This is a genomic window from Anabaena sp. FACHB-595 (assembly GCF_048568275.1).
Taxonomy (GTDB): Bacteria; Cyanobacteriota; Cyanobacteriia; order Cyanobacteriales; family Nostocaceae; genus Trichormus.
Genome location: NZ_CP183475.1, coordinates 113,327 through 127,032, shown reverse-complemented (window position 1 = coordinate 127,032; position 13,706 = coordinate 113,327). Strand labels below are relative to the sequence as shown.

Annotated in this window: 10 protein-coding genes and 2 pseudogenes; 9 read left to right on the top strand and 3 right to left on the bottom strand. The window is 42.3% G+C overall.

Annotated features, from left to right (window positions below; genetic code table 11):
• Positions 1-79: 79 nt before the first annotated feature.
• A complete protein-coding gene (locus ACN222_RS29445) occupies positions 80-706 on the top strand; it encodes a class I SAM-dependent methyltransferase (protein ID WP_044520250.1) in 627 nt (208 codons plus the stop codon).
• Between the two features lie 278 nt (positions 707-984).
• Positions 985-2,376, top strand: a complete 1,392-nt coding sequence (locus ACN222_RS29440; RefSeq protein ID WP_010993957.1) for an MFS transporter — start codon at positions 985-987, stop codon at positions 2,374-2,376.
• Between the two features lie 51 nt (positions 2,377-2,427).
• Here the strand turns inward: ACN222_RS29440 and ACN222_RS29435 are convergent, their stop codons facing one another.
• On the bottom strand, positions 2,428-3,783 hold the full coding sequence (locus tag ACN222_RS29435; RefSeq protein ID WP_044520286.1) for a mechanosensitive ion channel family protein: 1,356 nt from the start codon (positions 3,781-3,783) through the stop codon (positions 2,428-2,430).
• Between the two features lie 458 nt (positions 3,784-4,241).
• Here ACN222_RS29435 and ACN222_RS29430 point away from each other — a divergent pair, with 458 nt between their 5' ends.
• The 6 genes and pseudogenes from ACN222_RS29430 (at position 4,242) to ACN222_RS29405 (ending at position 9,884) form a co-directional block, all read left to right on the top strand.
• A complete protein-coding gene (locus tag ACN222_RS29430) occupies positions 4,242-5,441 on the top strand; it encodes an MFS transporter (RefSeq protein WP_010993955.1) in 1,200 nt (399 codons plus the stop codon).
• Positions 5,442-5,550: 109 nt separating this feature from the next.
• On the top strand, positions 5,551-6,294 hold the full coding sequence (locus tag ACN222_RS29425; RefSeq protein ID WP_044520248.1) for a membrane protein: 744 nt from the start codon (positions 5,551-5,553) through the stop codon (positions 6,292-6,294).
• Positions 6,295-6,353: 59 nt separating this feature from the next.
• Positions 6,354-6,443 (top strand): annotated as a pseudogene (locus ACN222_RS29420) (DNA-binding response regulator); the annotation flags it as partial.
• Between the two features lie 153 nt (positions 6,444-6,596).
• Positions 6,597-8,363: a hypothetical protein gene (locus ACN222_RS29415; protein WP_010993953.1), complete on the top strand. Its 1,767-nt coding sequence runs from the start codon at positions 6,597-6,599 to the stop codon at positions 8,361-8,363.
• 28 nt (positions 8,364-8,391) lie between these two features.
• Positions 8,392-8,935 (top strand): annotated as a pseudogene (locus ACN222_RS29410) (group II intron reverse transcriptase); the annotation flags it as partial.
• Between the two features lie 250 nt (positions 8,936-9,185).
• Positions 9,186-9,884: a phosphatase PAP2 family protein gene (locus ACN222_RS29405; RefSeq protein WP_010993951.1), complete on the top strand. Its 699-nt coding sequence runs from the start codon at positions 9,186-9,188 to the stop codon at positions 9,882-9,884.
• Positions 9,885-9,930: 46 nt separating this feature from the next.
• On the opposite strand, the gene ACN222_RS29400 is transcribed toward ACN222_RS29405, so the two are convergent.
• A complete protein-coding gene (locus ACN222_RS29400) occupies positions 9,931-12,483 on the bottom strand; it encodes a heavy metal translocating P-type ATPase (protein WP_044520284.1) in 2,553 nt (850 codons plus the stop codon).
• 133 nt (positions 12,484-12,616) lie between these two features.
• Here ACN222_RS29400 and ACN222_RS29395 point away from each other — a divergent pair, with 133 nt between their 5' ends.
• A complete protein-coding gene (locus ACN222_RS29395) occupies positions 12,617-13,027 on the top strand; it encodes an ArsR/SmtB family transcription factor (RefSeq protein WP_010993949.1) in 411 nt (136 codons plus the stop codon).
• 81 nt (positions 13,028-13,108) lie between these two features.
• Here ACN222_RS29395 and ACN222_RS29390 read toward each other — a convergent pair whose 3' ends face one another.
• A complete protein-coding gene (locus ACN222_RS29390; RefSeq protein ID WP_044520281.1) occupies positions 13,109-13,483 on the bottom strand; it encodes a sulfite exporter TauE/SafE family protein in 375 nt (124 codons plus the stop codon).
• Positions 13,484-13,706: the final 223 nt, after the last annotated feature.

Sequence of the window (13,706 nt, the reverse complement as noted above, 5' to 3'; positions counted from 1 at the left end):
GTAAACTTTGAGTCATCTTGATGCTTTCAGTACAAAATGTGTCAGTAATCAGGTTAATGAAGAGTTCCATATATTCACTATGACCGAAACCAAAGTTCGCCAGCAGTATGACAAGCTAGCAGCAATATATGACCAACGCTGGAATAGTTATGTTGCAAATACGCTTTCATTTCTGAAAGACTGGGCGCAAATATCTCCATCAACAACTGTGCTGGATGTTGCCTGTGGAACAGGTGAATTTGAACGGTTATTGTTAACTGAGAACCCAACGCAATGTATAATTGGAGTAGACATTTCAGAGAAGATGCTGCTTGTAGCTCAACAAAAACTTCAAGCGTATCCTCATGTCTCGTTTTATAATGCTAGCGCGTCGACGTTGCCATTTGAAAATAATAGTTTCGATGTGGTTGTATCTGCCAATTCGTTCCATTATTTTGATGACCCAAATGCCGCATTAGTAGAGATGAAACGTGTATTGAAACCTGACGGTAAAGTAATTATTTTGGATTGGTGCAAAGATTATTTATTGTGCCGCCTTTGCGATTTTATATTAAAGTTGGTTGATCCTGCTTATAAGCAGTGTTATTCCCAATTTGAATTTCACAATTTACTCAAATCTGCACAGTTTGATATTGAGCGAGCGACAAAATTTCATTTTGGTGTAGTGTGGGGAATGATGGTTGCTACAGCGACACCACAACCATGACTAAAAATAAAAAATACGACGTTGCATAAATGCGGAATGAATTGGCGGTTGAAACTATTAAAAATGCGTTCCCAATTAGGTGAGATCATCCCATGATATGGCTAACGCCAAGCTGCGCTAACAGCAACGCTAAAAATACTACACCCCTTCTAGAAAATAGCAGAGTGGTGAAAATGGTTTTGTCAAGACTATTTGCCAGCTTTGATAAATATGCCCCCTCCCCCCATTAGTGTTAAAATATTACCATAAAAGACTTTTATAACTATGCCCCTTGATAAATGAATACCTTGACATTTTTCCGCAGCTTGAGAAATCCGGTATTTGCAAGGCTGTATACTGCTCAAACCACTAGTTTATTGGGTGATGCACTTACTTGGGTGGGTTTAGCCCTTCTGGCTTTTAACTTAGCTGGAAAGAATGCGGCGGTTGTGCTTTCAGTCGCTTTAACTCTGCGTGTGACTGCTTTTGTATTGCTGTCTCCTCTTGCAGGTGCGATCGCAGACCGACTCGACCGCAAGAAAATCATGGTTGTTACCCACATATTCAGAATGTTAATTGTGGGTATGTTGCCTTTTGTGACGCAGATTTGGCAAGTTTACGTATTAATATTTGCACTCAACGTCTTTAATGCTTTCTTCACCCCAACTTACCAAGCCACGATTCCATTAGTCACGAGTGAGAATGACTATGCAGGCGCGATCGCACTTTCGTCCGCTACTTACCAATTACTTGGTGTACTTGGCCCCGGTATCGCTGGAAGTGTCGCCGCCTTCATTGGTGCAAGACAAGTCTTCTTTTTGGATGCTCTCAGCTTTGCGATCGCGGCAGTGTTAATCTTTACCCTACCAGGTCAGCTCGTAGTTGCACAAAATCAACAGCCTTCCAGAACAACACGCCGAACATGGGGAGACATTAAAGACGGTACAACTCGCCTGCTTACAGATGCACCTATTCGTTACGCGCTAGCAATGCAGTTGGTCGCATCAATTGCCGGAGCGCAAATCTTAGTCAATACTGTTGGCTATGTGCAAGGTACACTTAAGTTTGGAGAAGTGCAGTACGGCTGGGTGATGGCAGCTTTTGGGATTGGTGCAACTCTGTGTGCAGTTATTTATGGTACGTTCAATAGAAGTTTGCCGCGTACAACGTTTGTTTTTATTGGTGCAACTTTGATCACCTTGGCTTTATTACCTGCCAACTACGCAAATTTAACAGTATTGATGGTCTTATGGTTGGTAGCGGGTGCGGGGCAAAATTTAGTCAACTTACCTACTCAGACATTAATTGCAGACCGTATCCCGACTGCTATACAAGGGCGAGTTTATGGCGCACACTTTGCCTGGAGTCATCTTTGGTGGGCAATCTCCTACCCTCTTGCGGGTTGGTTAGGAAGTCACTTTGCTGAACGTGAGTTTATTTACGGTAGCTTAGTGGGCTTGATGCTGCTAGTGGTAGTGCAAATTACCCTCTCGCCTCATCCACATGAACACGAACATCTACAATATGTTACTGTGCATAAACATAAACATATCCACGATGAATGCCATCAGCATGACCACGATGAGGGGATAGTTATAGCTGAACCTCACAACCATCTTCACGAACACACGAGGATTCTTTATCACACTCACCCTCACACTAGGGACATTCACCATCGTCATAGTCATTAAACTGTTGTTGATAATATTCCGATCAGATATTGCTTAAAACTTATCAGAGGGTTAAGATGAAGCACTGTCATTATCCTTTAAACCGAATGCTGCTTGCCACCTTTGCGGATGACGCGGCACTAAAATTCTTACATCGGGGTCTGGTAATCCAATATTCGCTTTTTTCAACGCAGCAACTATCGCCTGTCTAACTGCTGATGTCGTAGCCACAAAATCAGAACGCCGCGAATCTGTCCAAAAGCGCGTTTCAACTACAACGTCATCTTGTCCTAACTCTCGTATCCGCACAGAAACCCCCGGCTCATCAAGTACCTCTTGTGTTGCCTGGGCTGCATTTTTTAATACAGTAACTACTTGTTGCAGGTCGCTATCGTAACCAATGAATAGTTCGACACTACTACGGCGGATAGGTGCAGCTGTGTTGTTAATGATCCGAGAAGTAAACACTTCAGCATTAGGAATCAGTACCACACGACCATCGTATGTACGAAGTTGGGTAGCACGCAATTCTATACGTTCAACGTTTCCTTCGGTTTCGCCAACAACAATTTGATCGCCCAACTCAAAAGGACGTAAGACAAGAATTAGCATACCACTAATAAAGTTGGAGATGATATCCTTGAGGGCAAATCCCAAGGCAAGGCTAGTTAATCCTAATCCAGTAGCCACAGCCTGGGGATCAAAACCAAAAGCATCGAGGGCAACTATCAAGCCGAGTGTCCAAACGGCGTAATATGCAACCTGCTTAATTAGGTTTTCAACAGTCAAATCTTCAACAATGTGGCGGAAGATAATTCGCATCAGCCAGCGTATGAATGTGGCTATTGCCCAGAAAAGACCAATTACTAAAATAGCAGCGATCGCACGCGGAATAATTGTGATGGCAGATTCTATCAGTCGCCCAAAAGCAGTCTCTACTGATGCTTGTACTTCTGCTACAAATCGCCCCCAAGGCGAAAGGCGGCGTTGACTTGCTCGTTTAAGAGCAGCATCAATTGCCTGTGACCATTGGATAGCTAGCGCGTCAACGGTTGTTAAATTGTCTTGAGCATCTGTTGTAGTTAGAGTAACAATTGGTACTCCCGCAGTAGTAATAACACGCTTTTGCTTATCTTGGGAAGTTTCAATCTGAGGTGGAGAAATTGCTGTTGGATTTTCTAATAACCGATTCATGCGTCGTTCGATTTGCCTTGCTCGATCTGATGCCTTGGTGTTATCCACTGCACTTACTCGGAACAATGCACGACCATCTAGACGTACTGTTACTCGTTCATCTTGCGCTCTCACTGAATTGGGTATAGTTATTGATATCACAATCAAAATGGTGAGTAAAAATACCCAAATTGTGCGAGTCCGTGCTAGTTTGCTCAAGCGATTTGTGATTACTGTCCTGGTTCTTAGCCTCACAATTAAATTACCCTCGCAAACATCCACTTAGCCACAAATCAAAATTTTTGATTTGCCTATTGATAAGATTAATAAATTACTGTTATTGCTTAAAAATAAAGCTATGTGCGATATTTGTCTTCATGCTTGCGAAAGAAACCCTGAAGCTAAAAAGGCATAATAGCTTAACGCATTGGCATATTGTCTGTTTAGCAATTTTTTAACAGTGTGCGTAGGCATAGCCCGCCAAAGGTATCGCCTTGCTATTCGGCTGCAAGAACAAACACAACAATTAGAACAACTACAAGCACTACGCCAACCGTAAAAATTGCTCCAAATTGAGATTTCTTGGAGTCGATAGAATTTCATTCTAATTTCATCGTCAAGTGTGATGATGATAAATGCAATTAACTGTGATTTAACAATTACAGCTTTCTGTTAGCACCGAATTGCCAGTCATCAACTCAAAGGTAACAGCAGTGACAACAAAAACTTTTCAAACCATCCCCCGTAATGTCTGGGTTTTGGGATTTGTCAGCTTGTTAACTGATATTAGTTCTGAGATGATTCATTCGGTGTTGCCGTTATTTTTAGTTTCAGCATTAGGAGCAAATTTGCTAACAGTTGGGTGGATTGAGGGAATTGCAGAATCAACTGCTTCTGTACTGAAAGTTTTTTCAGGAGCCTTAAGTGATTATTTAGGACAGCGTAAGAAATTAGCTGTTGTTGGTTATGGATTATCTACCTTAGTTAAACCCCTGTTCGCATTGGCAACTAGTCCTGCTTGGGTATTGATGGCTCGTTTTGGCGATCGCGTTGGTAAGGGAATTCGTGTAGCTCCCCGCGATGCAATCGTAGCAGATGTTACCGATAGCGTTAATCGTGGAGCTGCCTACGGTTTGCGGCAATCTTTAGACACCATCGGCGCATTCACTGGGCCACTAGTTGCATTCATCTTGATGTCTTTTTCAGGACAGAACTTTCGTCTAGTTTTCTGGTTAGCAGTGCTTCCCGGAATTTTAGCAGTAGCCCTTTTGGCAACTGGCGTGCGCGAACCTGACAATAGAAATAATCGAAGGCAGAATAATCCTCTACATTGGTCTGCTTTGCAAAGTTTGGGTAAAAGCTACTGGGTGCTAGTTGTGGTTGCATTACTATTTAATCTCGGTAACTCTAGCGATGCTTTTTTATTGCTGCAAGCGCAGCAAGCTGGAGTATCCGCCTCACTAGTACCACTTACTCTAGTTGTAATGAATATAGCTTACTCCCTCAGTGCCTATCCAGTAGGATTGCTATCTGACCGCATTGGTAGATTGGGGCTACTAGTGGGTGGATTTTGTGTATATGCGTTGGCATATTTAGGTTTTGCATTTGTTAATGCTCCTTGGCAGGTGTGGGGACTGTTTGGGCTGTATGGGCTGTATCAGGGGATGAGTCAGGGCATATTATTAGCACTGGTAGCAGATAGAGTTCCGTCCCATCTACGAGGTACTGCTTTTGGGTTAATTAATTTAGCTACTGGTGTAGCACTCTTACCAGCTAGTTTGTTGGGAGGTGTTTTGTGGCAAACAATCAGTCCAAAAGCAACTTTCATCACTGGAAGTATTTTCGCTTTGAGTGCGATCGCATTACTGCTGGTATTTGAAGGTGGAAGACGAAAATCAGTAGGTAAAGAGTAAAAATCTTCATTGCTAGCTATCTCTTTCCAAGTTCTTGACTTTTTCTCTCTACGATGAACCTGCAAGTTCAGATAACGTGTTGGTAGTCCAGCAGCAAATAGGAGCAATAATGAACAAAGTTGCAAAAGTCACAATTTTCTTTTGGATTATGAAGATCATCGCCACGACGCTCGGCGAAACAGCAGGTGACTTTATCTCAATGTCTCTTGGGCTGGGGTATTACATAGCCTTTGCCGTAACTTTTGCTATTCTGGCGATTCTCCTGTTTTTTCAAATTCAATCTGACAGATATCGTCCAGCCCTTTACTGGTTAGCCATCATTGCGACAACCACAGCCGGAACTGAAGTTTCAGACCTGATGGATCGATCGCTTGGGCTAGGCTACGCAATGGGATCGCTGATCCTGGTAGCCAGTCTGTTGAGCGTTCTTGCCATCTGGTATTACCGGGATCGAGATTTGAGCGTTTATCCAATTGTGAGGAAAGACGCAGAGACAACGTATTGGCTGGCGATTGTGTTCTCCAACAGTTTGGGAACGGCCTTTGGTGATTTTCTGACAAGCAACTTAGGACTGAGCTATATCCAGGGCGCATTCGTGACAGCCAGCGTCATTGGTGTTGTCATCGCCCTTCACTACGTAACAAAGTTGAACGATGTTCTCCTATTCTGGCTCGCGTTCATCTTCACGCGACCCTTTGGAGCTACCTTCGGCGATTTTCTTACCAAACCGATAAAAGATGGCGGTTTATCACTGCCAAGGGGCTATGCTTCAGTGATCGCCTTTATCCTGCTGGCGGTTGTCCTATTCTTTTCCGTGCGAAAGGAGAAAAAAGTGCGTTACCCAATTGAGTGATGCGTTTAAGCAGATAGATGACTATTTTTTGTTAAATACAAAATAAATAGTATAGAAATATGAGAATTTTAATAGTTGAAGATGACGATCGCATTGCTAAACCCTTAGCCGAAGATTTAAAACACCAGCATCATTGCTCACCGTTCGCGCAATCGAGGATGAGTTTGGTGAAATAGATGAAATAAGAGAGAGTATCAAAGCAGGCGATGGCGTTCCGCCCACCGTAGGTGATCGTTTCCCGTCGCCCTTGTGCTAGGAAGAAAGTTGTGTAAGGTGTAACAGTTTAATGGTAAGTGTGAGAAATGGCACATTTACCCCAACAAATAATATCAGAACGAATCGATGATGTGGTTGTGCTGCTAGAGGTGATGAAAAAAATGGGACTGCCAGAAATCCTCAACCAACATTTGCCACGTCACTGGAAACAAGAAGGACTGGATTGGGGATGGGTGGCTTGCATTTGGTTATCATATATCATCTCACAGGGCGACCACCGAAAAGTACGTGTTCGGGAATGGGTAGAACAACGACACTACACCATAGAGCAAGTATGCGGAATCAACATTAGAGAAACAGACTTTACCGATGACCGTTTAGGAATACTGTTGAAGCGATTAAGCAAGCCCGAAACCTGGGAACAAATAGAACGGTTTCTGACGCAAAAGAGCATCCGAGCCTATGAATTAGCGGTGGAGCAAGTACGTTTAGATGCAACAACAATCAGTGGACACCATCTCATCAGCGAATCAGGTTTATTCCAATTTGGACACAGCAAAGATGACCCGAATCTACCACAGGTAAAACTGATGATGGGAATGATTGACCCATTGGGGATGCCTCTTGTCACCCAGGTAGTATCTGGAGAACAAGCAGATGATGGACTCTACATTCCCGCATACCAACAAATTGCTGCCACGTTGAACAAAAAAGGGTTATTGTTTGTTGGTGACTGTAAAATGAGTTCACTATCAACACGCTGCAACATACATATTCAGGGAGATTACTACCTATGCCCATTATCTAATGTGGGTAAAACTCCAGAACTTCTTGCTGGCTGGATAAATGATGCTGTCATGGGTAAATTTCCACTTGTTGAGATCAAGCGAACCAGTTTTCATCACAACACCGAAACCAGCCCAGACCTGGATGCCCTTGAAACAACTATCGCCACTGGCTATGAGGTGTGTCGTCATGTCGAGGTTGTTGATGAACAATTGCCATTACTATGCTGGCAAGAAAGGGTGTTGATTGTTCACTCACCAACGCTTGCAAAACAACAGTTTCAGGGATTAGAGAAGCGACTTCACAACGCACAGCAGAAGTTGATGGCGTTAACTCCACAAAAAGGTCGTGGTAAACGACAAATCAACGACCTACAGGTTTTATTGCAAAAAGCTACAGAAATTCTGCGCCTTCATCGAGTTGAAGGGTTATTGAGTTTCGATTATGAGTGCCAAGAAACTGTTGAAGAAACCTACATTGGTCGAGGTCGTCCCACATCTCGCCCCAAGCAAATTACTCGAAAAATTAGGTATCAAATTCAGACCGTTATCCGCAATGAAGATGCTATTGCCCAAACTCACAAAACTTTTGGCTGGAGAGCTTTTGTCAGCAATGCTCCCAAGAGTATGTTATCTATTGAACAAGCTGTACTGACTTATCGAGACGAATGGATTGCTGAACGTGGTTTTCATCGTCTCAAGGGTGCGTCACTTTCCATTGCTCCCATGTTTGTGCAACGTGATGACCAAGTTACAGGTCTGATTAATTTACTGAGTCTAGCCCTACGTTTGCTGACAATCATCGAGTTTGTTGTCAGACGACAATTGACTGTACAGGAGGTCAACTCTCTTGCTGGACTGTATCCCGAACATCCAAAAAAACGGACTGCTCAACCTACTGCTGAACGCTTGTTACGTGCTTTTTCTAATATCACTTTGACGATTATTGAAGCCCGTGGTCAGCGTTTTGGTTATGTTCCTCCTTTAAACCCTCTACAACAGGAAATTATTAGTTTGCTTGGTCTTGTTCCTGATATTTATAGCAATCTTGTAGATAATTCCTCTTAGTCAAATTCTATTACGCGAACGGTGAGATGGTGCTTTAGTTAAAAGTCAAAAACTCTCCCCCATTATTAGAGGCTGGAGAAACTATCATCGCTACTGTAAGATGGACGGCTCAAGGTTCAGACTGTGGTTCACCCGCAGGAGAACATGGAATGTCTTTAATAAAGAATCCAAACTTAACCGCTATCAAACGGATGCTTTAATAGATAAAGCATTCCCCGCAGTACCGTATTCAGAAAACAAGCACGTCATGGTTAAAGGAGATGCGTCTCCTTTTAATGGTGACATTGTTTACTGGAGTAAGAGACAATCCCTCCACTATGATGGCGTGACAGCCAAAGCACTCATAAAACAAGACCATACTTGTGGACACTGCGGACTTAAGTTTGCAGATTGTGAAGATGTACATCTTCATCACGTAGATGGTAATCATGATAACTGGAAGCCTAAAAACCTCCTCGTTATTCATCAATCCTGCCATCATTACATCCACATGAGCAAATAAGTAAGTTTGTCGGGAGCCGGATGCACCCAAAGGCGCACGTCCGGTTCTAATTGGGAGGGGCGGGAGATAATACTCCCCCTCGACCTAACTCAATACCATAAAGATGTGAAAATCGATGAAAAATCAACAAACTCAAAAACTGTATAGTGGTAGCCCTAGTAAGGGAAGATTCAGGAGATAGATTACTAGATTACTTTAAACCAGGTGCTTAGAAGCCTAGTTTGAGCAAAATAACTCAATTTTCGATTCAAAATCGTCTTTTCAAGTTCTTGACTATTATTTTGTAAGCTATAAATCCATAACAGACTTAGACATATTCAATGATACGAAAAATTTCTACCTTTTGGTTGCGCCATATATACCCTCGTTTAGCTCCTTTAATTGCCACAATTGGTATAGTTGGACTTGCAATTTGTTTGCTGATCCTGTTTGTTGTCGCCAAGCTTGCTGAAGAAGTTTTAGAGAAAGAAGCTTTTGCATTTGATACATCTTTCTTATTATGGCTACATCAATTTGCCAATCCGAGTCTTGATAATTTAATGTTATTTATTACGAATCTTGGTAATCCAAAGACAGTAGTAGTAGTCGCAGCATTTACTTTAGGAATACTTTGGTGGCGACGTTACCGAGTAGAAACATATATTTTTGCGCTTACTTGTATAGGAGGGTTAACTCTAAATACAGGTTTAAAGTTATTTTTCTCAAAACCCCGTCCGCAACTTTGGACAGTTTTGATTTCTGAAAAATCTTTCAGTTTTCCTAGCGGTCATGCACTAGGCTCTATGGTATTGTATGGTTTTATTGCCTATATACTAGCTACTCATTATCCTCAATTTTCACGGTTAATCTATGTTTTAACAGTTATTTTAATAGCGGCAATTGGCATCAGTCGCCTATATTTAGGAGTACATTGGCCGACAGATGTAATTGCTGGATATGGTGTTGGATTTTTGTGGTTAATGATATGTATTGCGATGCTGAAACTACAGAAATTCAGGCAAGGACAATTACTAGAGTAAAACCTTTAATGACGTTACTAATCTCTGTAGAATATGCGTTATTTGTTTAATTTTTCAAAGTTTTGGTTTTAAATAGCCGCATTCCATTTGCAGTAACTAACAGAGAAGTTCCTGTATCAGCTAAGACGGCGATCGCTAAACCAACAAACCCAAACGTCCCCAATAGTAAAAATAAAGCCTTAGTTACCAGAGAAAAAACCACATTCTGTTGAATCACTGACACAGTACGTCGGCTTAAATCTACTGCATAAGCGAGCTGTCTCAAGTCACTACCTACCAGCACCACATCTGCTGTCTCCAAAGCAATATCAATTCCACCTACAGCAAAACTAATATCTGCCGTAGCTAAAGCAGGTGCATCGTTAATGCCATCCCCAACCATACCTACTACTCCGTGACGACGCAATTGTTGAATTGCTTGGAGTTTATCTTCAGGTAATAGTTCTGCCTGATACTCTGTAATTCCAACTTGTTGGGCAATTTGCTTTGCTACAGATGCGCGATCGCCTGTCAACATCACCAACCGCTTCAATCCAACCCTCTGCAATTGTCGCAGGGCTTCGGTGGCTTCTAAGCGGATGCCATCAGAGAGGGCGATCGCTCCTAATAACCCCCCGTTCGTCCCTACCAACACCGGAATTTGACCGAATTGTTCAATTTCAGTTAACAAAGATTCAGCTTCATCAGACAAGCAAATACCTTGGTCTGAAAACAACCGTCGATTACCAACTAAATATAACTGCTCACCAAAGTTTGCCTGAATCCCTTTACCGGGTAATGCTGTAAAATTAAGGGGAGTTTCTAACTCTAGCCCCAGTTCTTGAGCCTTGACCACAATAGCTTTTGCTAAAGGATGTTCAGACTTTTGTTCTAAGGAAGCGGCAAGCAATAATACCATGTCTCCACTCACCACCCCCAAGTCATAAACCTGCTGCACAATCGGTAGCCCTTGTGTAATTGTGCCGGTTTTATCAAAAGCAAGGGTAGTCAGATGTCCAGCAGTTTCCAGTGCATTACCCCCTTTAAATAAAACGCCCCGCCGAGTTGCAGCACCAATAGCACTGACAATGGAAACTGGGGTAGAAATGACTAAGGCACAGGGACAAGCAATTACTAGCATGACCAGTGCGCGGTAAAGCCAGACGTTAAAAGGTTGAGCAAAAGCCAAGGGCGGAATTAGGGCGATGGCAATCGCTGCTAAAATCACTATCGGTGTGTAGACTTGTGCAAACTTATCCACCCACTGCTGCGAGGGTGCGCGGCTTTCTTGAGCTTGTTCCACCAAATTAATAATTTTGGCAACGGTTGTATCGCTAGAAGTGTGCGTAACTTTAACTTCTAAAAAACCTGTCTGATTTAGTGTTCCAGCAAAGACAGTATCCCCAACATCTTTATCTTCTGGGATTGACTCTCCCGTAATTGGAGATTGGTCAATAGCACTGTTACCAGAAACAACCACACCATCCAACGCCACACGCCCTCCTGGTCGAATCGTCAAAATTTCACCTAGCTGAATACTTTCGACGGGAACTGTAAATTCCTGATTCCCGCGCTTAACTGTAGCAGTAGGTGGAGTCAAATCCATCAGTGAGCGAATTGCGTTGCGGGTACGACCAAAGGTGAAAACTTGCAATGTTGTGCCTAAAGAGAACAAAAAGACAACCAGCCCCCCTTCAAACCAGTCTCCTAAAATCACTGCCCCAATCACCGAAATGGTCATCAGCAGATTCATATCGGCGCGGCGCAAGCGCAACTCAAACAAACCAGCCCGTGCGATCGGATAGCCAGCAATTACTATACCAATGCCATAAAAAGCTCGTGCAATCCAGATGGGTAGTACTAAATACTGAGTAAGTAAACCTAAAACTAAGCCTATACCTGCAAGTATGACACTCTGTCCTCGACGATTTTCAATCCAGAATCTCCAGCTTGTTAAGTCGGATTTTTGTTTTTGTTTGGACTTGTTTATTGGCTGAGAATGCTCGTGGTTATGGCTATAGTCATGGTCGTGATGATGCTCGTGGTCATGACCACAAGCATCAGTGTGATGATTGGAACTTGTTTCAACACCCTCCTCGACCGTGTAACCTAAATCTTGAATCCGGTCATAAATTGTTTTCTCATTCACCAATTGTGGGTCATAGGATATATGCAATCTTTCGCTGGCAAAACTGACCGATGCTTCTTGTACGCCTATGATCTTCTGCACCCCAGCCTCAATGGTTTTGGCACAACTGCCACAATCCATCCCGCTAATTTGTAGCTGTAGCGTTTGCAGAGAAACTATATCTACGTTATGGTCATGATTTTGGTGGTCATGGTCGTGTTCACCGCCACAGGAATGAGACTGCTGATGGGATTGCGCCTGATGACTTTGCTCTATCGTATAACCCAAACCTTTAATTTGGTTATAGATACTCTTTTCACTCAATACCTCTGCGTCATAGGAAACTCTGGCTTTACCAGTTGTAAAGTTTACCGTTGCTTCTGTAACACCGTGTAACTGTTGCAAAGCGACTTCAATTGTCTTGGCGCAGCTTCCGCAGTCCATACCGCCAACTTGCAAAGTTTGGGTTTTGAGCGAAGGAGTTTGAGTCATAGCAGCTTTAGAATTAAGGCAAAAAGTTAACTGCCAATATTCTAATACAACAATTGAACAACTATTCAATTGTACAATGGTTATCATTTTAGGTATTATTGAGATTGATAACTATTGCTAAGTAAAACTTGCTATGAATAAGCACAAGAAAAAGCAGGACTTAGACTTAATTCAAAGTTCTGATACCCCTACCTGTGATACTCATCTGGTGCATCTAGATAATGTACGCTCATCTCAGGCTCAAATCTTACCGACAGATAAAGCACAACAAATGGCAGAAATTTTTGGGGTGTTAGCAGATACAAACCGTATACGCCTCCTATCAGCTTTGGCTTCTAGTGAGTTGTGTGTTTGCGATCTAGCTGCATTAACCAAAATGAGTGAATCAGCTGTTTGTCATCAGCTGCGGTTATTGAAAGCTATGCGTTTAGTCAGCTATCGTCGAGAAGGTCGGAATGTTTATTATAGTTTGGCTGACAGTCACGTCATTAACTTATATCGCTCTTTAGTGGAAAACAATACTTACGCAACTGGCACAGGGTGATCGCAAATTAATAGTATAAATGTATTAATCTGAACTTCTCCCCTGTGCAATTGTGCTAAATTTTGTTGGCTGATTTAGGTATTACGATTTAGTAAAAATCATCTTAAAAGCGATAAAAAGTAGTGCTGTCCCAAATATCCTTCGCAAAAATACCTCTGGTATTCCAATGGCAAATTTAGCACCTAGCAATGCTCCCAAGAAAAAACCAACACAGACAAAGATAGTTACTTTTAAGTCTACATATCCCTGCTGGTAATAAGCCCAAGCTCCGAGTAAACTAATTGGTGGAACCATCAAAGCCAAGGTGGTTCCCTGGGCGCTATGCTGGGAAAAACCAAAAAAATAAACGAGTGCTGGTGTAATGAATACACCTCCTCCAATGCCAATTAATCCACTTAAAATTCCAGTTACCGAACCCAATATCAGATAAGCTATGGTAGCTGTCAAAATTTCCATAATTACTTTTAAGCTAACAACCATCTGGATTTTACTAGGCACACAGACAAACCTTTCCTTCCTGAAATTTAATGGATTTGTCCAGTTTAGTTTTCAATCAAGACTTTCATTTAAACGAGTGTCCATATATTTTTGTTTCCTCGGTAAATTTTTCTCCGTATTTACTTATCTTTACATAGTTTGGTTTTTTTGTGCCTACCTACTTAGAAGTAAATATTTATAG

Bases quoted from the DNA above. Each gene is read 5' to 3' on its own strand.
- ACN222_RS29405 (WP_010993951.1), top strand. From the start codon at position 9,186: ATGATACGAAAAATTTCTACCTTTTGGTTGCGCCATATATACCCTCGT.
- ACN222_RS29425 (WP_044520248.1), top strand. From the start codon at position 5,551: ATGAACAAAGTTGCAAAAGTCACAATTTTCTTTTGGATTATGAAGATC.
- ACN222_RS29400 (WP_044520284.1), bottom strand. From the start codon at position 12,483: ATGACTCAAACTCCTTCGCTCAAAACCCAAACTTTGCAAGTTGGCGGT.
- ACN222_RS29415 (WP_010993953.1), top strand. From the start codon at position 6,597: ATGGCACATTTACCCCAACAAATAATATCAGAACGAATCGATGATGTG.
- ACN222_RS29395 (WP_010993949.1), top strand. From the start codon at position 12,617: ATGAATAAGCACAAGAAAAAGCAGGACTTAGACTTAATTCAAAGTTCT.
- ACN222_RS29440 (WP_010993957.1), top strand. From the start codon at position 985: ATGAATACCTTGACATTTTTCCGCAGCTTGAGAAATCCGGTATTTGCA.
- ACN222_RS29445 (WP_044520250.1), top strand. From the start codon at position 80: ATGACCGAAACCAAAGTTCGCCAGCAGTATGACAAGCTAGCAGCAATA.
- ACN222_RS29390 (WP_044520281.1), bottom strand. From the start codon at position 13,483: ATGGAAATTTTGACAGCTACCATAGCTTATCTGATATTGGGTTCGGTA.